This window comes from Pseudomonas massiliensis, from assembly GCF_000826105.1.
Classification (GTDB): domain Bacteria; phylum Pseudomonadota; class Gammaproteobacteria; order Pseudomonadales; family Pseudomonadaceae; genus Aquipseudomonas; species Aquipseudomonas massiliensis.
In genome coordinates this window covers 513,447-533,753 of record NZ_CCYK01000007.1, presented here as the reverse complement: position 1 = coordinate 533,753, position 20,307 = coordinate 513,447, and the positions used below count along the sequence as shown (strand labels likewise).

19 protein-coding genes are annotated in these 20,307 nt (G+C 63.7%); 3 read left to right on the top strand and 16 right to left on the bottom strand.

The window, feature by feature from the left end; all coding sequences use genetic code 11:
* Positions 1 to 21: 21 nt before the first annotated feature.
* Positions 22 to 1,491, bottom strand: coding sequence for an IMP dehydrogenase (gene guaB, locus BN1188_RS13315; RefSeq protein WP_040261947.1), 1,470 nt, complete (start codon positions 1,489 to 1,491; stop codon positions 22 to 24).
* Between the two features lie 78 nt (positions 1,492 to 1,569).
* Positions 1,570 to 2,118 (bottom strand): hypothetical protein, encoded by a 549-nt coding sequence (locus BN1188_RS13310; protein ID WP_040261946.1) that lies wholly within the window; start codon positions 2,116 to 2,118, stop codon positions 1,570 to 1,572.
* Between the two features lie 85 nt (positions 2,119 to 2,203).
* On the opposite strand from BN1188_RS13310, the gene xseA reads away from it, so the two are divergent.
* The 3 genes from xseA (at position 2,204) to leuA (ending at position 6,414) form a co-directional block, all read left to right on the top strand.
* Complete coding sequence (xseA, locus tag BN1188_RS13305) at positions 2,204 to 3,583, top strand: exodeoxyribonuclease VII large subunit (RefSeq protein WP_040261945.1); 1,380 nt, start codon at positions 2,204 to 2,206, stop codon at positions 3,581 to 3,583.
* Between the two features lie 2 nt (positions 3,584 to 3,585).
* Positions 3,586 to 4,410 carry a peptidoglycan DD-metalloendopeptidase family protein gene (locus tag BN1188_RS13300; protein WP_040261944.1) on the top strand — a complete coding sequence of 275 codons (825 nt, stop codon included), beginning with the start codon at positions 3,586 to 3,588 and terminating at the stop codon, positions 4,408 to 4,410.
* A 333-nt stretch (positions 4,411 to 4,743) separates the two neighbouring features.
* Positions 4,744 to 6,414 carry a 2-isopropylmalate synthase gene (gene leuA, locus BN1188_RS13290; protein ID WP_040261942.1) on the top strand — a complete coding sequence of 557 codons (1,671 nt, stop codon included), beginning with the start codon at positions 4,744 to 4,746 and terminating at the stop codon, positions 6,412 to 6,414.
* 80 nt (positions 6,415 to 6,494) lie between these two features.
* On the opposite strand, the gene BN1188_RS13285 is transcribed toward leuA, so the two are convergent.
* The 14 genes from BN1188_RS13285 to hscA all read right to left on the bottom strand — a co-directional run bounded on the left by BN1188_RS13285 (position 6,495) and on the right by hscA (position 20,303).
* The gene (locus tag BN1188_RS13285) at positions 6,495 to 7,286 is read right to left on the bottom strand and encodes an amidohydrolase (RefSeq protein ID WP_040261941.1); all 792 of its coding nucleotides are present in this window, start codon (positions 7,284 to 7,286) and stop codon (positions 6,495 to 6,497) included.
* Positions 7,274 to 8,422, bottom strand: a complete 1,149-nt coding sequence (locus BN1188_RS13280) for a pyridoxal phosphate-dependent aminotransferase (RefSeq protein WP_040261940.1) — start codon at positions 8,420 to 8,422, stop codon at positions 7,274 to 7,276. Before BN1188_RS13280 ends, BN1188_RS13285 begins: the two co-directional genes overlap by 13 nt.
* Before the next feature lie 76 nt (positions 8,423 to 8,498).
* Positions 8,499 to 9,962, bottom strand: a complete 1,464-nt coding sequence (der, locus tag BN1188_RS13275) for a ribosome biogenesis GTPase Der (RefSeq protein WP_040261939.1) — start codon at positions 9,960 to 9,962, stop codon at positions 8,499 to 8,501.
* A 115-nt stretch (positions 9,963 to 10,077) separates the two neighbouring features.
* Positions 10,078 to 11,229: an outer membrane protein assembly factor BamB gene (gene bamB, locus BN1188_RS13270; RefSeq protein WP_040261938.1), complete on the bottom strand. Its 1,152-nt coding sequence runs from the start codon at positions 11,227 to 11,229 to the stop codon at positions 10,078 to 10,080.
* Positions 11,222 to 11,863 (bottom strand): YfgM family protein, encoded by a 642-nt coding sequence (locus BN1188_RS13265; RefSeq protein WP_040261937.1) that lies wholly within the window; start codon positions 11,861 to 11,863, stop codon positions 11,222 to 11,224. Before BN1188_RS13265 ends, bamB begins: the two co-directional genes overlap by 8 nt.
* A gap of 47 nt (positions 11,864 to 11,910) precedes the next feature.
* Positions 11,911 to 13,197, bottom strand: coding sequence for a histidine--tRNA ligase (hisS, locus tag BN1188_RS13260; protein ID WP_040261936.1), 1,287 nt, complete (start codon positions 13,195 to 13,197; stop codon positions 11,911 to 11,913).
* 57 nt (positions 13,198 to 13,254) lie between these two features.
* Positions 13,255 to 14,364, bottom strand: a complete 1,110-nt coding sequence (gene ispG, locus BN1188_RS13255; protein ID WP_040263936.1) for a flavodoxin-dependent (E)-4-hydroxy-3-methylbut-2-enyl-diphosphate synthase — start codon at positions 14,362 to 14,364, stop codon at positions 13,255 to 13,257.
* A 5-nt stretch (positions 14,365 to 14,369) separates the two neighbouring features.
* On the bottom strand, positions 14,370 to 15,410 hold the full coding sequence (locus BN1188_RS13250; RefSeq protein ID WP_040261935.1) for a RodZ domain-containing protein: 1,041 nt from the start codon (positions 15,408 to 15,410) through the stop codon (positions 14,370 to 14,372).
* Complete coding sequence (gene pilW / locus BN1188_RS13245) at positions 15,410 to 16,168, bottom strand: type IV pilus biogenesis/stability protein PilW (protein WP_040261934.1); 759 nt, start codon at positions 16,166 to 16,168, stop codon at positions 15,410 to 15,412. Before pilW ends, BN1188_RS13250 begins: the two co-directional genes overlap by 1 nt.
* A gap of 23 nt (positions 16,169 to 16,191) precedes the next feature.
* On the bottom strand, positions 16,192 to 17,340 hold the full coding sequence (gene rlmN, locus BN1188_RS13240; RefSeq protein WP_040261933.1) for a dual-specificity RNA methyltransferase RlmN: 1,149 nt from the start codon (positions 17,338 to 17,340) through the stop codon (positions 16,192 to 16,194).
* Positions 17,341 to 17,368: 28 nt separating this feature from the next.
* Entirely contained in the window at positions 17,369 to 17,794 is a 426-nt protein-coding gene (gene ndk, locus BN1188_RS13235; protein ID WP_040261932.1) for a nucleoside-diphosphate kinase, read from the bottom strand.
* Between the two features lie 87 nt (positions 17,795 to 17,881).
* Positions 17,882 to 18,082 (bottom strand): Fe-S cluster assembly protein IscX, encoded by a 201-nt coding sequence (gene iscX / locus BN1188_RS13230; RefSeq protein WP_040261931.1) that lies wholly within the window; start codon positions 18,080 to 18,082, stop codon positions 17,882 to 17,884.
* A 13-nt stretch (positions 18,083 to 18,095) separates the two neighbouring features.
* Positions 18,096 to 18,437 (bottom strand): ISC system 2Fe-2S type ferredoxin, encoded by a 342-nt coding sequence (gene fdx, locus BN1188_RS13225; RefSeq protein WP_040261930.1) that lies wholly within the window; start codon positions 18,435 to 18,437, stop codon positions 18,096 to 18,098.
* A gap of 3 nt (positions 18,438 to 18,440) precedes the next feature.
* The gene (gene hscA, locus BN1188_RS13220; RefSeq protein WP_040261929.1) at positions 18,441 to 20,303 is read right to left on the bottom strand and encodes a Fe-S protein assembly chaperone HscA; all 1,863 of its coding nucleotides are present in this window, start codon (positions 20,301 to 20,303) and stop codon (positions 18,441 to 18,443) included.
* Between the last annotated feature and the right edge of the window lie 4 nt (positions 20,304 to 20,307).

Sequence of the window (20,307 nt, the reverse complement as noted above, 5' to 3'; positions counted from 1 at the left end):
CTGTCGGCTTCGCCCGACCCGTCAGCCAACCCGGTAGTTGGGCGCTTCCTTGGTGATCTGTACATCGTGCACATGGGACTCGGCCATGCCGGCGCCGGTAATGCGCACGAACTCGGGCTTGGTCCGCATCTCCTGGATGTTGGCGCTGCCGGTGTAGCCCATGGAGGAGCGCAGGCCGCCCATCAGCTGGTGGATGATGGCGGAAAGCACGCCCTTGTAGGGCACGCGGCCTTCGATCCCTTCCGGTACCAGTTTCTCGGCGCCTGCGGAAGAATCCTGGAAGTAGCGATCCGAAGAGCCCTGGGCCTGAGCCATGGCGCCGAGCGAGCCCATGCCGCGGTAGGCCTTGTAGGAGCGGCCCTGGAAGAGCTCGATCTCGCCTGGCGCTTCCTCGGTACCGGCGAACATCGAACCCATCATCACGCAATAGGCGCCGGCGACTATGGCCTTGGAAAGGTCGCCGGAGAAGCGGATGCCACCGTCGGCGATCAAGGGAACGTCAGTGTCTTTCAGCGCCTCGGCCACGTTGGCCACGGCGCTGATCTGTGGCACGCCCACACCAGCGACGATGCGGGTGGTGCAGATCGAGCCTGGGCCGATGCCGACCTTCACGCCATCGGCACCCGCTTCCACCAGGGCACGGGCAGCGGCGCCAGTGGCGATGTTGCCACCGATCACCTGCACCTGGGGGAAGTTCTCCTTCACCCAGCGCACACGGTCGATCACCCCCTTGGAGTGGCCATGGGCGGTGTCCACCACCACCACATCGACGCCGGCGGCCACCAGGGCGGCAACGCGCTCGCCGGTATCCTTGCCGGTACCGACGGCGGCGCCGACCCGCAGGCGGCCCTGGTCATCCTTGCTCGCCAGCGGGTAGGCCTTGGCCTTCTCGATGTCCTTGACGGTCATCATGCCCTTGAGCTGGAAGTGGTCGTCAACGATCAGGACCTTTTCCAGGCGGTGCTTGTGCAGCAACTGCCGGACTTCTTCCTTGGTGGCGCCTTCGCGTACGGTCACCAGGCGATCACGGGGGGTCATGACCTCGCGCACCGGGATGTCCAGGCGGGTTTCGAAACGCACGTCGCGGGAAGTGACGATGCCCACCAGGTCGCCATCATGCAGCACCGGCACTCCGGAAATATTGTGCTGGCGGGTAAGGTCGAACAGGTCGCGCACCGAAGCGCCAGCCTCGATGGTGATCGGATCCTTCACCACGCCAGCCTCGAACTTCTTGACCTTGCGGACTTCCGCGGCCTGCTGCTCGATGGTCATGTTCTTGTGAATGATGCCGATGCCACCTTCCTGCGCCATGGCGATGGCCAGGCGGGCTTCGGTGACGGTATCCATGGCGGCGGATACCAGGGGGATGTTCAACTCGATGCCCCGGGTCAAACGGGTCTTGAGGCTGACTTCGTTGGGCAGGACCTCTGAATAACCAGGGACCAAAAGAATGTCGTCGAAAGTCAGGGCTTCTTGGCTGATACGCAGCATCGCGGGGGCTCCCGGGCGGGAAAAATGGAAGCGCGCCATTATACCGGGAGATCGTTCGCGGCTCAATGCGCCCTTGCTCTACAGCTGCACGTCCACCCGACGGACCGGCCAATCCAGGCGCTCGGCGAAATCGGCCAGGAAGCCATCGGTGAATTGCGCCTCGCTCCAGCCATCGAAGATGAAGCCCAGGTCGGAGAACCCGCAGGGCTGCAGGAACAGGAAGCCGTTGATATCGTCTTCGAAACCACAGAGCGGGCACGTGAAGTTGTTCGTGTGGCCGGGGTACCACTCATCCAGGCTTTCGAACAGCGGCTCCCCCACTTCCCGGCGGCACTGGGGACAGCCGGCTTCTTCGAGGAAGCCCTTCTGCGGCGTATAGATGCAGCGCCTGGTAACGATGCGCAGGCCGTTGAATTTCTCCTCGAAAGGCAGGCGCTCGGGGTGGCGCACCACTCGCCGCGCGCCCTCGGCGATGGCGTAGCCCATGCCGTTGCCGCCGCGGCAACAGGTGGTCAACTGGCCATCCACTACGTTCTTGTGCACCAGCCAGCGCAGCATCAGGCTGGCGGCGCCTTCGTTGCCGGGCACGGTGGACAGTTGCGGGACCAGGATGCTTTGCGAAGCCATGAGCGAATCGTTCTACCTCGGGTAAGAATGCAACATTCTACCACCAGCCGCGACAGGGGCCGGGGGTTAGCCTTATGATCGCCCCATGAATAACGACCCCTTTGCCAGGCTCGGCCTGGATCGCCAGGTACTTACCGTCTCCCAGCTCAACGGGCGCGCCCGGGTGCTGCTCGAGGACGTTTTCAGCAGTGTCTGGGTGGAAGGCGAAATTTCCAACCTGGCGCGCCCCGCCTCCGGACATATGTACTTCACGCTCAAGGACGCCGGCGCCCAGGTGCGCTGCGCGCTGTTCCGGCAGAATGCGGCCCGGGTGCGCCAGGCGCTACGCGATGGCCTGGCGGTCAAGGTGCGCGGCAAGGTATCGCTGTTCGAAGGTCGCGGCGATTACCAGCTTATCCTGGATACGGTCGAGCCCGCCGGTGACGGCGCCTTGCGTCTGGCCTTCGAGGCACTGAAGGAAAAGCTGAGCGCCGAAGGGCTGTTCAGCGCCGAGCGCAAGCAGAGCCTGCCGGCGCATCCTCGCCGCATCGGTATCGTCACCTCCCCTGGTGGCGCGGTGATACGAGACATCATCAGCGTATTCCGCCGCCGCGCGCCGCAGGTGCAGCTCACGGTGATTCCCACCGCGGTGCAGGGCCGCGAGGCCATCAGCCAGATCGTCCGAGCCCTGGGCCTGGCCGACCGTCACGGCTTCGATGCCATCATCCTTGCCCGTGGCGGCGGTTCGCTGGAAGACCTCTGGTGCTTCAATGAGGAAGCCGTGGCGCGCGCCGTCGACGCCTGTGTTACGCCAGTGGTCAGCGCGGTGGGCCATGAAACCGATGTATCCATCAGTGACTTCGTTGCCGACGTACGCGCCCCAACGCCCACGGCGGCAGCTGAACTCCTGGCGCCAGACAGCAATGACCTGCAGCGCCAGTTGGCCGGGCTGCAGCGGCGTCTGCTGTTGCGCATGCAGCAACGCCTGGCCCATGACCGGCTGCGCCTGGAAGGTCTGGCCCGCCGCCTGCGGCACCCCGGCGAGCGGCTGCGCCAGCAGGCACAGCGCCTCGACGACCTGGACATGCGCCTGCGCCGAGCCTTCGACACGGCACTACACCATCGCCAGCAACGCCTCGTCCATCTGGACGCGCGCCTAGCCGCGCAGCACCCCGGGCGCACCCTGGCTGTGCTGCGCGAGCGCCTGCGCATGCTCGAACAGCGTTTGCCAAAGGTGATGCTCGACCAGCTCAAGGCCCGCCGCCTGCAGTTGCAGGCGCAGGCGCAGACCCTGCATATCGTCAGCCCTCTGGCCACGCTGGGCCGCGGCTACAGCATCCTGCTGGACGAGCGTGGCCAGGCGATCCGCCGCGCCGAGCAGGCGCCCCCTGGGCAGAAGCTCACCGCCCGCCTGGGCGATGGCGAACTCAGCGTACGGGTGGAAGACAACCACCTTACCCCGGTCACACTTTCGCTATTGGATTGAACATGCTTCGACTGCTCGCCGCCCTGCTCGCCCTAGCCGCCCTGCCCGCCTGGGCCGACAGCTACCTCAGCCGGCAACTGAACCGGCCCGTGCCCGGGGGCGTGGCGGTGCTGGACCTGGGCCAGGCGGCGGAGGCGCCGCGAGCCTTCCTCGGCAACAAACCCGTCCTGGTGGTAAAGGAACAGGACACCTGGCGTGCCGTGGTAGGCATCGCACTGAAAACGCCACCAGGGCAGCAAACCCTGCAAGTGCGACAGGCGGACGGCCAACGCACCGTTGCCTTCACGGTAGGTAGCAAGGCCTACCCGGAACAGCACATCACGCTGAAGAACAAGCGCCAGGTCAATCCCGAACCCCAGGATCTGGCCCGCATCGACAAGGAGCTGGCCGAACAGAACCGCGCCTACGCCAGCTTCAGCCAAGGCACGCCCAGCAACCTGCTGCTGGACAAGCCAGTCAACGGCCCGCTGTCGAGCCGCTTCGGCGTACGTCGCTTCTTCAATGGCGAAGAGCGTAACCCCCATGCCGGCCTGGATTTTGCCGTACCCGCCGGAACACCCATCAAGACCCCTGCCGCCGGCAAGGTGATCCTGGTGGGCGATTATTTCTTCAACGGCAAGACCGTATTCGTGGATCACGGCCAAGGCTTCATCAGCATGTTCTGCCATATGTCCAGGGTGGACGTGAAGCCAGGCCAGGCGCTGGCGCGTGGTGCTGTGGTCGGCCGCGTGGGGAGTACGGGCCGCGCCACCGGGCCGCACATGCACTGGAACGTCAGCTTGAACGATGCAAGGGTAGACCCGGCCATTTTCATCGGCAAAGAGTGAGCCCTACTCCATGGTCATGGGAAGCGAGACTGGCAGCAGGGGAAAACCCGAGCAATCAACGGCAAAAAAGGGCGACTCGAGCGCTTGTATCTGCTTGAAACAGGCCTGAAGCGAGAATTCCTGCCATTTTTTCCGCTCAGCTTGCGATCTTTCCCTGCAGTGTTTAGGGTTGACCTCATGAAAGACGCACAGACCCTCATCATAGCCCGCCAACATCGAAGCCTTTGCCTCGTCAGCGAGCGACTGCCTGGCTGAAACCTCACTTCGGCCATGCTTTCTACACCTCATGCATTCAGGCAGGCTCCAGCTCGAGCCGACCAAGGACAATTCATCATGACCATGCTCAAAGACCCTTCGAAGAAATACCGTGCTTTCCCGACCATCGACCTGCCCGACCGCACCTGGCCGTCCAGGGCGATCACGGAGGCACCCGTCTGGTGCAGTTCCGACTTGCGTGACGGTAACCAGTCGCTGATCGAACCGATGGACGCGGAGAAGAAGCTGCGGTTCTGGAAAACGTTGGTGAAGGTGGGTGTGAAGGAAATCGAAGCGGCCTTCCCTTCCGCCTCGCAAACGGACTTCGACTTCATCCGTACCCTGATCGAGGGCGGCCATGTGCCCGAGGACACCACCATCCAGGTGCTGACCCAGGCCCGGGAAGACCTGATCGCCCGCACCTTCGAATCCCTGCGCGGCGCTAAAAAGGCCATCGTCCACCTCTATAACGCCACCTCGCCTTCGTTCCGCCGGATCGTCTTCAACCAGGACAAGCAAGGCGTAAAGGAGATCGCGGTCAATGCGGCCAAGCTGTTCGTCAAATACGCCGCGCAACAGCCTGAAACCCAATGGACCTTCCAGTACTCGCCGGAAACCTTCAGCGCGACCGAGCTGGAGTTCGCCAAGGAAGTCTGCGATGCGGTGATCGAGGTCTGGAACCCGACCCCCGAGCACAAGATCATCCTTAACCTGCCGGCCACCGTGGAAGTGTCGACGCCAAACGTATACGCGGACCAGATCGAGTGGTTCTGCCGCCATATCAACCGTCGTGACAGCGTGCTGATCAGCCTGCATACCCACAATGACCGTGGCACCGGCGTGGCCGCCACCGAACTGGGCTTGATGGCAGGGGCGGACCGGGTCGAGGGCTGCCTCTTCGGTAACGGCGAACGTACCGGTAACGTGGACCTGGTGACCCTGGCGCTGAACCTCTACACCCAGGGTATCGACCCTGGGCTGGACTTCTCGGACATCGACGGCGTACGCAAGGTAGTAGAGGAATGCAACCAACTGCCTGTGCATCCGCGTCACCCCTATGTGGGCGATCTGGTTCATACGGCGTTCTCCGGCTCCCACCAGGATGCCATTCGCAAGGGCTTCGCCCAGCAGAAAGAGGACGCCGTGTGGGAAGTGCCCTACCTGCCCATCGACCCGGCGGACATCGGCCGTAGCTATGAAGCGGTCATTCGCGTGAACAGCCAGTCCGGCAAGGGTGGCATCACCTACCTGCTGGAACAGGAATATGGCATCAGCCTGCCGCGCCGCATGCAGATCGAATTCAGCCAGGTGGTACAAGGCGAAACCGACCGCCTCGGCCTGGAAATGACCGCCGAGCAGATCTACAAGCTGCTGCAGAAGGAATACCTGCAGGCCAATCTGCCCTACGCGCTGGTCAGCCACCGCTTGGCGGAGGAAAACGGCAATAGCCAGGTAAACGTGGAAATCAGCAGCGATGGTGAAACGCTGCACTGGAAAGGCAAGGGCAACGGCGCCCTGGAAGCCTTGGTCAGCGCTCTGCCGATCAATGTGGAAATCATGGACTACAACGAGCACGCCATCAGCGCGGGCACCAATGCCAAGGCAGCGGCCTACATCGAACTGCGCGTGGCGGGCGAGCGCCCCGTGCATGGCATCGGCATCGATGAAAATATCACCACCGCCAGCTTCAAGGCACTGTTCAGCGCCCTGAACCGCTCCCTGAGCCAGCGCACGGCTCAGGCTGCTTGACCCGGCGGTAAACATTCGTGGAGCTAGCGAACCTGCCTCGACCTTCGGTAACTGGCATAGTTCGCTTGCTTCACAGGTGCTTACCCCAATTCGAACCGGTCGGCATCCAGATGCGCGGGGAACCGCTTGCGATAGGCGGCAAGCTCGGCGCTGCTCAGGGTGAGACTGAATACTCCCTCCCCCTCGCCGGCGTTCAGCAAAGTCTCACCCTGGAAATCCAGCACCTGGCTGTCACCGGTATAGGGATAGCCCTTGCCATCCGTGCCTACCCGGTTCACTGCCGCCACGTAGCATAGGTTCTCGATGGCTCGGGCCGGCAGCAGACGATTCCAGTGATGGCGACGCGCGCCTGGCCAGTTGGCGGTGTAGAGCAACAGGTCGGTATTCTCCGGGTCCCGGCTCCACACCGGGAAACGCAGGTCATAGCAGATCAGCGGGCGGACTCGCCAACCCTTCACTTCCAGCCGAACCTGACGTTCCCCCGCGGTGTAATGCTCATGTTCGCCGGCCATGCGGAACAGATGACGCTTGTCGTAGTGCAATAGAGCGCCATCCGGGCGCGCCCACAGCAACCGATTGCGGTAGCTGCCATCGGCGGCTTGAATGATCAGGCTACCGGTGATCACCGCGTCCAGGCGTGCGGCCTGCTCCTTGAGCCAGGCGCTGGTCGGCCCCTGCTCCGGCTCGGCCAGGCTGGCCGAATCCATGGAAAAGCCGGTGGTGAACATCTCTGGAAGCACGACCAGATCAGCCCCTTGCGCCTTTTCCAAAAGTAGAGCGAAGCGAGCCAGATTGGCGTCCCGGTCATGCCAGGCCAGGTCGCTCTGGACCAGCGCCAGCTTGAGATCCGGCAAATCGTTCAGATCGCGCATAGTTTCTCCGCAGCGGCCCGCAATGTGCCCTCCCGTTTGGCGAAGCACAAGCGCACAAGCCGTTGGCCTTCAACAGGGGTTTGGTAAAACACGGAAATCGGAATGGCGGCCACCCCATGCTCGCGGGTCATCCACAAGCACATGTCCACATCGTTGAGGTCTGGCCGGATCGCGGAATAGTCCACTACCTGGAAGTAAGTAGCGGGAGTGCGCGTGAAGGTGAAACGCGAGCGGTCCAGCAGATCGCAGAACAGATCCCGCTTGGCCTGATAGAAGCCTGGCAGCTCAGCGACATGTTCCGGGTGCTGCGCCATGTACTCGGCCAGTCCCCACTGCAGGGGCGTCACCCCACAGAAGTTCACATACTGATGGATCTTGCGAAGTTCGGCGCTCAAGGCTGGTGGCGCCACCACATACCCGGTCTTCCAACCGGTGACGTGGTAGGTCTTGCCAAAGGAGCTGACCACGAAGGCCCGTTCGTACAGAGCGGGATGCGCAAGCACGCTGGCGTGACGCGCGCCGTCGTACACCAGATGTTCATAGACCTCATCGCTGACCAGGTACAGGCCGCGCGCCTGAACCAGTTCCGCCAGGCGGTCGAGATCCTGTCGGCTGATCAAGGCACCGCTGGGGTTGTGCGGGCTGTTGAGCATGATCAGGCGGGTACGGGGGCTCAGTGCCGCTTCCAGACGTTCCCAGTCGATAGCGAAGGTGTCCGGGTTGAGTTGAACGTGTACACAGCGCCCTCCGGCCAATTCCACCGAAGGCTCGTAGCTGTCGTACACCGGGTCGAATACGATCACTTCATCGCCAGGGCGTACCACCGCCTGGATCGCGCAGAAGATGGCCTCCGTAGCACCCGGCGTAATGGTCACTTCGGTATCCGGGTTCACCTGGGCGCCATGACAGCGAGCGATCTTGGCCGAAACCTGTTCGCGCAACGCCAGCAGGCCAGTCATGGGCGAGTACTGGTTATGCCCTTCCATTACATGCCGCGCCACCGCCTCTCGCAACGCCAGCGGGCCGTCGAAGTCGGGGAACCCCTGGCTCAGGTTGAGCGCGCCGGTCTGCGCGGCGAGCTGCGACATGGTGGTAAAGATGGTGGTGCCGACGTTCGGCAACTTGCTGACGATCATCCGGGTCTCCCGCAGGCCTGCGCCCGTACACCGGGCGAAGCCGCAGGATAGCCGATCGGGGCGCGGCAAACACCCGTTAGCGCTTGTCCTTGCGCTTCTTCTCCGCTTTCTTGTGGTGGGACATCAAGCGGCGCTTCTTGTTGACCTGGCGGTCGGTCAAGGTGTTCTTCTTGCCTTCGAAGGGGTTTTCCCCACCTTTGTATTCGATGCGAATGGGTGTACCCACCAGCTTGAGCACGCGGCGATAGGTGTTCTCCAGGTAGCGGCTGTAGGAGCGTGGCACCTTCTCCACCTGATTACCGTGGATCACGATGATGGGAGGGTTGGCTCCGCCCAAGTGGGCATAGCGCAGCTTAATCCTGCGCCCATTGACCATGGGCGGCTGGTGGTCGCTGATCGCATCTTCAAGGATCTGGGTCAGGCGACTGGTGGGCCAACGGGTGATCGCCGACCTGAAGGCGGCCTGCACCGAGCCATACAGATGGCCGACCCCGGTGCCATGCAAGGCCGAGATGAAGTGGATATCAGCGAAGTCGACGAAGAACAGCCGACGCTGCAATTCGGTTTTCACGTATTCCCGCTCGCTCGGCTCCATGCCGTCCCACTTGTTCAGGGCGATGACGATGGCGCGGCCCGTTTCCAATGCGAAGCCCAGCAGGTTCAGGTCATGGTCCACCACGCCTTCACGGGCGTCCATCACGAAGATCACCACGTTGGCGTCCTTGATGGCCTGGAGCGTCTTGACCACGGAGAATTTCTCGACTTCCTCGTGGATCTTGCCGCGCTTGCGCACCCCGGCGGTGTCGATCAAGGTGTACTTGTCGCCGTCGCGCTCGAAGGGAATGTAGATACTGTCCCGAGTGGTGCCAGGCTCGTCATAGGCGATCACTCGCTCTTCACCGAGCATGCGGTTCACCAGGGTGGACTTGCCCACGTTCGGCCGGCCAATGATGGCGATCTTCACGCCATCCTTTTCACTTGGCCCAGGAATGCGGGTCGCTTCCTGGCCCTCGGCAACGTCTTCGCTGAGCGCCTCTTCCTCGGCGTCACGGGGATACTCCCCAAGGGCCGCCTCCAGCAAGGCGTTCATGCCACGCCCTTGGGAGGCAGCCACCGGGATGGCGGTGCCCATGCCTAGCGGGGCGAACTCCGCCCGGGCCATTTCGGGATCGATATTGTCGACCTTGTTGGCCACCAGCAGCGAACGCTTGTTCCGCTTGCGCAGGTGCTCGGCGATCATCTGGTCGGCGGCGGTGAACCCGGCGCGGGCGTCGACCATGAACAGCACCAGGTCGGCTTCCTCGATGGCCAGCAAGGACTGCTCGGCCATCTTCTCGTCCATGCCGGCTTCGTCCCCGGTGATGCCACCGGTGTCGATCACGATATAGGAGCGGCCCTGCCAGGTTGCTTCACCATACTGGCGGTCACGGGTCAGGCCTGAAAGGTCGCCGACGATAGCGTCGCGGCTCTTGGTCAGGCGGTTGAACATGGTGGATTTACCCACATTGGGGCGGCCCACCAGGGCGATTACGGGAACCATGCGGCTCTCCACTACGGAATTTCAGAAAGGCAAAGGCCGCTGCGGGGCAGCGGCCATGAACGATTGCGGGTTCGCCCCGCGCGCTTGGGGCTGTCAGCCCCAAGCATAGCAAGCATTACTTGAGGGTCAGCGCCTCGAGTTTGCCGCTGTTGGCGTAGACGTACAGCATGTCGCCGACCACCAGCGGCCGGGCGCGCAGGCCATCGCTGTCGATCCGGGTCCGGCCCACGAAGCGGCCGTCCACCTGGCTGAGCAGGTGCAGGTAACCTTCCATGTCGCCCACGGCGATGTAGCTGGAGAACACTTCTGGCGCGGTCAACTGGCGGCGGGCCAGGGCATCGTTGCTCCAGAGCGCGGTGGTGGAGCGCTCGTCCACCCCTTCCACCGTACCCGAGGCCTCGGCGATGTAGACGCTACCGAAACCCTGGGCCACACCGGCATAGCTGGAAGCGTCGCGCTGCCAGAGCACGCGGCCGCTGTCCACATCCAGGCCTGCCATGCGGCCCTGGTAGGTGCTCACATAGAGCGTGCTGCCAGAGAGCAACAGCCCCCCGTCGATATCCACAACGCGATCCAGCTCGGAGCGGCCCTGTGGGATGGCGACCCGGGTTTCCCAGACGGGCGTGCCGTTACGAATGTCCAGTGCCACCACCTTGCCAGTGGACAGGCCCGCCAGGGCCAGTTGCGAAGTGACCAGCGGGGCGCTGGTGCCGCGCAGGGTCAGGACCGCCGGTGTGCTGTCGTAGAGCCAGAGCTGGTTGCCATTGCTGGCGTCCAGCCCGACCAGGCGGTCGTCCTGGGTCTGTACCACTACCACGTCACCGTTGTTCGCCGGCGGTGCCAGCACTTCGGCCTTGACGTGGGCGCGCCAGCGTTCCTCGCCATTGGTGGCGTCCAACGCGACCACATCGCCACGCAGGGTTCCGAACATCACTAGCCCGCCGCCCACGCCAACGGCGCCGGAGATCGGCATTTCCAGGTCTTTCTCCCACGCCACGTCACCGTTCATACGGTCCATGGCCATGACCACGCCCTGGGTATCGGCGGCGTAGAGGGTATTGTTCTCAACCGCTGGCACCAGCATGTTGTAGGTTTCACCCTGGCCGTCTCCGATGGAGCGGCTCCAGACCTTGCCCAGGGTTACCTCTTCCTTGAAGTCGGTGAGCTCCGCCGGGGGGAGTTCCTTGCTGCTGTTGCTGCTACAGCCCACGACCGCCACGGCCAGGGCAAGCAATACCGCCTGTTTCCATCGAATCACGTTACGCATCCCCTTTGGCCAGGTCGTCGAGCTTGAGTTGGAGATCACCCACGGCGGCATCATCGGCCAGGGCGTCCTTGGCCTTGCGATAAGCCTTGGCCGCGTCATCGGCGCGACCGAGCTTCACCAGCAGGTCACCGCGCAGTTCCTCGCGGCTGGCCAGGTAGGCCTTGTCCGCTTCGCCATCGAGCAGCTTGAGGCCGTCGTCGGTCTTGCCCTGCGCCGCCAGGACCCGCGCCAGGCGTTGCCGCGCCAGCTCGCCGATGGTCGTGCTGGCGGGCTTGGCCAGCACGGCCTGCAGTTGCCCCGCCGCAGCGTCCAGGCGGCCGGCATCCACGTTCACCTTGGCCTGGAACAGCTGGCCGAACTGGGCATAGGTGGTGCCCCCGAAATTCTTGGCCAGCTCACCGGCCAGGTAATCCACCTTGGCCTGGTCCGGCTTGCCGCTGGGCGTGAGCACCGTTTCCAGCAGCTGCTGGTACAGGCTGGACGCCCCCTGGGACTGGCTGCCCTGATACTTCTGCCAGCCCTGCCAGCCAAAGACCACGACCAGCGCCAGCAGGCCACCTGTTACCAGGGGCTTGCCGTTGCGCTGCCACCAATCCTTGAACTGGCCGAGCTGTTCATCATCGCTAACCGACACCCCAATACTCCTGTGTTTATGAACGTCTTGCCCCCAGGGGCGGTTGATCAGGCCTGCAACGCGCTGGCGAGATGGTCGGCCAGCGCCGCCCAGGCGATTTGCTGCTGTTCGCCCTGGTCGCGCAAAGGCTTGAACCCTATCACTTCACGGGCCAGTTCGTCCTCCCCAAGCACCAGGGCAAAGAGCGCGCCGCTCTTGTCGGCTTTCTTGAACTGGCTCTTGAAGCTGCCGCCACCGGCGTTGACCTGCAAGCGCAGGGATGGCAAGCCATCACGCAGCTGCTCGGAGAGCGTAAGGGCAGCCAGTTCGGCCTCCTCGCCAATGGCGCAAAGGTAGACGTCGACCTGTCGGGCCAGGGACGCCGGAACCTGCCCCAGGGTTTCCAGCAGCAGGATCAGCCGTTCGATGCCCATGGCGAAGCCGACACCTGGGGTAGGCTTGCCGCCCATCTGCTCGACGAGCCCATCGTAGCGACCGCCGGCGCAGACGGTACCCTGGGCACCGAGCTTGTCGGTGGTCCATTCGAATACCGTCTTGGAGTAGTAGTCCAGGCCCCGGACCAGCTTGGGGTTGATCACGTAGGGAATGCCCGCGGCATCCAGGCGCGCCTTGAGGCCATCGAAGTGCACCCGGGATTCTTCGTCGAGGTAATCGGCCAGCCTGGGCGCGTCTATCAGCAACGCCTGGGTTTCCGGCACCTTGCTGTCGAGAATGCGCAGCGGGTTGCTCTGCAGGCGGCGTTTGCTGTCCTCGTCCAGTTGTTCCAGGCGAGCCGACAGGAACGCCACCAGGGCATCGCGATAGCGGCCCCGGGCCTCGGTGGTGCCCAGGCTGTTGAGTTCCAGGGTGACCGCGTCGCGGATGCCCAGGGCGCCCCACAGGCGCCAGGTCAAGGCGATGAGCTCGGCATCGATGTCCGGCCCGGCCAGGTTGAACACTTCCACGCCGATCTGGTGGAACTGGCGATAGCGGCCTTTCTGCGGGCGCTCATGGCGGAACATCGGGCCGATGTACCACAGCTTCTGAGGCTGGCCGTTCCCAGTGATACCGTGCTCGAGCACCGCGCGCACGCAGGCGGCGGTCCCTTCGGGACGCAGGGTAAGGGAGTCCCCGTTGCGATCTTCGAAGGTATACATCTCTTTTTCGACGATATCGGTGACTTCACCAATGGACCGCTTGAACAGTTCGGTGAACTCGACGATGGGCATGCGGATCTGGCCATAGCCATAGCCATCGAGCAAACCGGCCACGGTGCCTTCGAAGTAGCGCCAGAGCGGTGTTTGCTCGGGCAGGATATCGTTCATGCCACGAATGGCTTGTAGAGCTTTTGTCACGGGGTGTCCTTAACAATTCTGTTGGCCATGTGGCCGGGCTAGGCCGGCCTGCGGGGTTCAGCCGCGGGCGATCACCGCCGCGTCGGCTTCGGCCTTTTCCGCCGCCTTCTGCCGGATCAGCCGTTCCAGCTGCTCGGCGAGGTTGTCATTGGTCAGTTTCTGCGAGGGCTTGCCGTCGATGTACACCAGGTTGGGCGTGCCGCCGGTGAGGCCGATATGGGCCTCCTTGGCTTCGCCCGGCCCGTTGACCACGCAGCCGATCACGGCTACGTCCATGGGTACCAGCAAATCCTCGAGGCGGGTTTCCAGTTCGTTCATGGTCTTGACCACATCGAAATTCTGCCGGGAACAGCTGGGGCAGGCGATGAAATTGATGCCACGGGACCGCAACCGCAGAGACTTGAGGATATCGAAGCCAACCTTCACTTCTTCCACCGGGTCCGCCGCCAGGGAGATTCGGATGGTGTCGCCGATGCCGTCGGCCAGGAGCATGCCCAGGCCCACCGACGACTTCACCGTGCCGGAGCGCAGCCCGCCCGCCTCGGTGATGCCCAGGTGCAGCGGCTGGATGATCTGCCCGGCCAGCTGCCGGTAGGCGGCAACGGCCATGAACACATCCGATGCCTTGACGCTGACCTTGAAATCCTGGAAGTCGAGACGATCCAGGTGCTCCACATGACGCAGCGCCGATTCCACCAGTGCCTCTGGGGTGGGCTCGCCATATTTCTTCTGCAGGTCCTTTTCCAGTGAGCCGGCATTGACGCCGATACGGATCGGGATGCCCCGGTCACGGGCCGCGTCCACTACCGCGCGGACGCGATCTTCACGGCCGATGTTGCCCGGGTTGATGCGCAGGCAATCCACACCCAGCTCCGCCACGCGCAGGGCGATGCGGTAATCGAAGTGGATATCGGCGACCAGGGGAACCTTCACCTGCTGCTTGATCTTGCCGAAGGCTTCGGCGGCCTCCATGTCGGGTACCGAGACTCGGACGATATCCGCGCCGGCGTTTTCCAGCCGGTTGATCTGCGCAACGGTGGAAAGGACGTCCAGGGTGTCCGTGTTGGTCATGCTCTGCACCGCGATAGGGGCGTCGCCGCCTACCGGCACCGAGCCGACCCAGATTTTACGTGATACGCGACGCTTGATCGGAGATTCGCCATGCATGACTGTCATTGTCCCAGTTTCAGGCGAGCGGTTTCGCCCGAGATGAAGGGAGCCACGTTCACGGCTTCACCGTTGTACGTGACCTGGGCACCCCGGGCGTAGCCCAGGCGTACCTGAAGAGGAGGCTTGCCGCTGACATCCAGGCTGTCGCCCTTGCGCTTGAGGGCGCTGGCGAGCACCTTGCCAGTGGCATCCGTGACCTGGGTCCAGCAGTCGGCGGTGAAGTCGATCCGCACCTGGCCAGCGCCGGGCATGGGGGCGCCGACAGCGGGGCCGCTGCCAACAGGCGCAACGCTGGTCGCGGCTGGCGCTGTAGCCGGAGCCGGAGGCGAAGCGATTACCGGAGAACCTGCAGAGCCATGAGTGGTGCTCAGGGGCGGCGCCGAGGGAGTCGCCGCAGGCGCGGCCGCAGGCGCGGCCGCAGCGGTGGCTGGCGCAGGGGGGCTGGCCTGGGTCGACCCCTCGGCGGATGGCGCGCTGGCCGCTTCATCGGCCCCGGGCGCTGGTACGGCCTGGCTATCGGTTACCGCCTGGTCTTCCGGCTCGTCTATGGGATGGATCTGGGTGGTGCCGTCCGCGCTTTCCACCTCCACATGCTCAATGGCGGTACCGGCCTGGTCCCGCCCACGGGAGGCGTTCTGATCCTGCCACCAGAGGAAGCCGCCACCGATGACCAGTACCAGCAGCAACAGGCTGACGATCCGCAGGATGTTATGGGATAGGCGCACAGGCTCTTCGATGCGGCCAAGGCCGTGGACATCAGAGCCCTTGGCGTTGGTACCGGTGTAATGATCGAAGGCTTCCACCAGGGGCGTCTGGTCCATGCCCAGCAATTTTGCGTAGGCGCGGATGTAGCCACGGGCGAAGGTATGGCCGGGCAGGCGCCCGAAATCGCCGGATTCCAGGTTGGCCAGGGAGGTGGTGGTCAGGTTCAGCCGCGCGGCCACTTCCTGCAACGTCCAGCCTCTGCTTTCGCGGGCCTGGCGCAGAGTTTCGCCGGGATTCGTGCGAGCCACTGCTACTGCTTCGGGATGCGCCGCTTTCATCATTGCTCCGACAGGTATTGCTGATATTCCGGCGTGCCGGGATAGAGTCGTTTCAGTTGCAGGCCATAGCTGGCGGCCCGGTTCTTGTCGTCGAACAGCTTGGCCAGACGAGTGCCGAGCAACAGGCTGCGGGCATTCTGCTCGCTGAGCTGGCTGAAGCGCTCATAGTAATCGCGCGCCGGTACATATTGCTGCGCCTCGTAGGAGAGTTCGGCCATTTCCAGCAACGCACGGGGCTGCTGGCGATTCAACCGCAGCGCCTTGTCCAGCAGCTCACGTCCTTCATCCTTTCGCCCCAGCATCAACGCGGTCATGCCCAGGTTCTCGAACACCCGGGAGCGTTCCGGGTAGAGCGGATCCTGGGCGGCCTGCCGGAATTTCTCGTAGGCGTCCTCATAGCGCTTGCGTTCGTACAGGAATCCGCCGTAGTTGTTCAGGATACGGGAATCTGCCGGCCGGGCCGAGAGCGCCTTGCGAAATGCCTGCTCGGCCAGTTCGGCCTCGCCCTCGGCCTGGAATACCAACGCCAGCGCCGCATTGGCTTCGGCACTGGCTGCATCCAGTTCCAGCGCCTTCTTCAAGGGCACCTTGGCGCGCTCCGTTTCGCCCTGCTGGAGGTAGCCCAGCCCAAGCTGGATGTACGCATCCCGTGCCTGTTCACGGCCCTGGCGAGTGTCCATCGGGTTCACCTTGCCGGTGGTGACGCAACCGGCAAGGACCATGGCCAGAAACAGCAGGGGCGCAAGGCGCGGGATCATTGAGTTCCTCTCTCGATAAGCGCTCAGGGGCGGCTGGCGGCTTGCGGCAGCCCTTGGGCGTCGGCTTCCAGCTGACGCACCGCGATGTAACGTTCACTGCGGCGGGTACGGTCCATCACCTGGCCGACCAGCTGCCCGCAAGCCGCGTCTATGTCTTCGCCACGGGTGGTGCGCACCGTCACGTTATAGCCCGCGTGGTGCAGGCTGTCCTGGAAGCGACGGATGGCATTGTTGCTTGGCCGCTCATACCCCGAATGCGGGAACGGGTTGAAGGGGATCAGGTTGATCTTGCAGGGCACATTGCGCAGCAGCTCGATCATTTCCGCGGCGTGTTCCGGGCGGTCATTGACGTCCTTGAGCAAGGTGTACTCGACGGTGAGCACTCGCTTCTCGCCCAGGGCGGCCATGTAGCGCAGGCAGGAATCCAGTACCACGGCCAGCGGGTATTTCCTGTTGATCGGCACCAGCTCGTTGCGCAGCGCGTCGTTGGGCGCATGCAGCGAAAGGGCCAGGGACACGTCGATGTGCTTGGCCAGCTCGTCGATCATGGGCACCACGCCGGAGGTGGACAGCGTGACCCGGCGCTTGGAGATGCCATAGCCGAAGTCGTCCATCATCAGGTGCATGGCGCTGACGACGTTGTCGAAGTTCAGCAGCGGCTCGCCCATGCCCATCATCACCACGTTGGTGATGGCGCGGTCGATGGTATGCGGGACGGTGCCGAAGGATTTGTTCGCGATCCACACCTGGCCGATCACTTCGGCGGCGGTGAGGTTGCTGTTGAAGCCTTGCTTGCCGGTGGAGCAGAAGCTGCAGTCCAGGGCGCAGCCGGCCTGGGAAGACACGCACAATGTGCCGCGCTTGCCCTGGGGAATGTACACGGTCTCGACGCAACTGCCCGAGGCCACGCGCACGACCCATTTGCGGGTGCCGTCGGCGGAGATGTCTTCGCTGACCACTTCGGGGCCGCGGATTTCCGCGCAAGCCTTGAGCTTGGCGCGCAGTGCCTTGCCGAAGTCGGTCATGGCGTCGAAATCATCGACGCCAAAGTGGTGAATCCATTTCATCGCCTGACCGGCGCGGAAGCGCTTTTCCCCGAGCGAGTCGAAGAATTTCTCCATTTCCTGGCGGGTAAGACCCAACAAGTTGATTTTGTCGGTAGATGTCGTCATGGATTCACCTCTCACTCGCAAGCGTGGCTTAGCGAGTGGTTACCTCGGTAGCCGCGAAGAAGTAAGCGATTTCACGAGCGGCGGCGGCTTCGGAGTCCGAACCGTGGACGGCGTTGGCGTCGATGGAATCGGCGAAATCGGCGCGGATGGTGCCAGCGTCGGCTTTCTTCGGATCGGTGGCGCCCATCAGCTCGCGGTTGCGGGCAATGGCGTTCTCGCCTTCCAGCACCTGGACAACGACCGGGCCGGAAGTCATGAAGGCAACCAGGTCACCGAAGAAGCCGCGCTCCTTGTGCTCGGCGTAGAAGCCTTCGGCTTCGGCCTTGGACAGCTGCTTCATTTTCGAAGCGACGACGCGCAGGCCGGCGTCTTCGAAGCGGGTGGTGATCTTGCCGATGACGTTCTTGGCGACGGCGTCGGGCTTGATGATGGAGAAGGTACGTTGAACAGCCATGTGACACTCCAGAAGCAGTGAGTTAAGCAAAAATTAAACCCGCGAATTATACGCGGGTTCGGAGGTATTTCCTAACGCGGAACATTTTCAATCCGCTTCAGCGATCCAGTGCGCCTGGATCGCCTCGAGCACCTTCTCGCCGGAGCGATTCGGGTCATCGTCGAAATCCGGCAGTTCCATCACCCACTGGCGCAGCCGAGGAAAGCTGACCGTGCGAGGGTCCACTTCAGGCCGGGCCTCGGCCAGCTGAATGGCGATTTCCTGCACGTCCACCCATTTAAGAATCATGCGGGCCTCCGTCTCAGTGCGGCGCTTCGGCAGCGTGGTTCAGCGAATACTTGGGAATCTCGATGGTAAGGTCTTCGTCGCCGACCTTGATCTGGCAAGCCAGGCGTGACTGTGCCTCCAGCCCCCAGGCCTTGTCGAGCATGTCTTCTTCCAGCTCGTCGGCCTCCTGGAGCGAGCCGAAGCCCTGGCGCACGATGCAATGGCAGGTGGTACAGGCGCATACCCCGCCGCAGGCGCTTTCCATTTCGATATGGTGCTCGTGCGCCAGCTCCAGGATGTTGGTCCCGGGCGGTACGTCCACCACCAGCCCCTCGGGGCAGAACTTCTCGTGCGGCAGGAATTTCACCTGGGGCATCGGTTACTCCTCGATCTCATTCAGGTTGCGCCCGGCCAGTGCGGCTTTGACCGTCGAATCAAGGCGGCGGGCGGCAAAGGCATCGGTCACCTGCGACAGACGGCGAGTCTGCTGCTCGATGGCGGGGCCATCGGTGCCGGTCAACAAATCACGCAGTTCTTGCATCTGGAACTCGATCGCTTCCCGCTCCTGGGCTTCGAGCAGACGGTCGCCGTCAGCCTCGAGCGCACCCTGCACGGCCTCGAGCAACCGTTCGGCGTCCACCTGGTGCTCGCGTAGCTGGCGCGCCTGCTTGTCATGCCCGGCGTATTCGAAGGAATCCTTGAGCATGCGGGCGATCTCGCCATCGGTCAGGCCATAGGAAGGCTTGACCTGGACGCTGGCTTCCACACCCGAGCCCAGCTCGCGGGCAGATACGTTCAGCAGGCCGTCGGCGTCCACCTGGAAGGTCACGCGGATCTTGGCCGCGCCTGCCACCATGGGCGGAATACCGCGCAGCTCGAAACGCGACAGGGAGCGACAATCGCTGACCAGTTCGCGCTCACCTTGCAGGACGTGGATGACCATGGCGGTCTGGCCGTCCTTGTAGGTGGTGAACTCCTGGGCGCGGGCGACCGGGATGGTGGTATTGCGCGGGATGACCTTTTCCATCAGCCCGCCCATGGTTTCCAGGCCCAAGGACAGTGGAATCACGTCCAGCAGCAACAGGGCCTCGCCGTCCCGCTGGTTGCCCGCCAGGGTATCGGCCTGGATCGCGGCGCCGATGGCGACCACCTGGTCCGGGTCGATGTTGGTCAAGGGTTCACGGCCGAACAACTGGCCGACCGCCTCACGCACACGCGGGACCCGCGTGGAGCCCCCGACCATGACCACCGCGCCTATGTCTTCGAGCTCGACCCCGGAATCGCGTACAGCCCGTCGGCAGGCCTTCAGGCTGCGAGCCAGCAGTGGCTCGATGAGGCTGTCGAACCGGGCCCGACTCAGCTCGCCGGCCCAGCCGCCATAGACGACTGGCACGGCCTCTGCCCCGCTGAGTGCTTCTTTCGCGGCGCAGGCCGCCTGGAGCAATTCGCGCTGGGCCGCCGGCGCCAGGTCCGAGGACAGACCGGCCTCGGCGAGCATCCAGCTGGCGATGGCATGGTCGAAGTCATCACCACCCAGGGCGCTGTCGCCGCCGGTGGCCAATACTTCGAACACCCCGCGGGAAAGCCGCAGAATGGAAATATCGAAGGTACCGCCACCCAGGTCATAGATGGCTACCAGGCCTTCGGCCTGCTGGTCCAGCCCATAGGCGACGGCCGCGGCGGTAGGCTCGTTGAGCAGGCGCAATACGGTCAGGCCCGCCAGGCGCGCGGCATCCTTGGTGGCCTGGCGCTGGGCGTCATCGAAATAGGCTGGAACGGTAATCACTGCACCCACCAGATCCCCGCCCAGGGTAGCTTCGGCGCGCTGGCGGAGCACCCGAAGAATTTCCGCCGAGACTTCCACCGGACTCTTGGGCCCTTGCACCGTTTCGATGAACGGCATGTGCGACTCGCCTTCGGCGAAGCGATACGGGAGCTGCTCACCCAGTTGATGGACATCGGCCAGGCCGCGCCCCATCAACCGCTTGACCGATACGATGGTGTTGTACGGATCCACGGCGGCGGCCCGGCGGGCGCCGATGCCCACTTCGACCCGGCCGGCATGGTAACGAACCGCGGACGGCAGGATGACCTGGCCCTCGGCATCCGGCAGCGGCTCGGCGAGCCCGCTGCGCAAGGCGGCGACCAGGGAGTTGGTGGTGCCCAAGTCGATCCCCACCGCCAGCCGACGCTGGTGCGGTTGGGGGCTCAGGCCAGGTTCGGCAATCTGCAGTAGAGCCATGCTT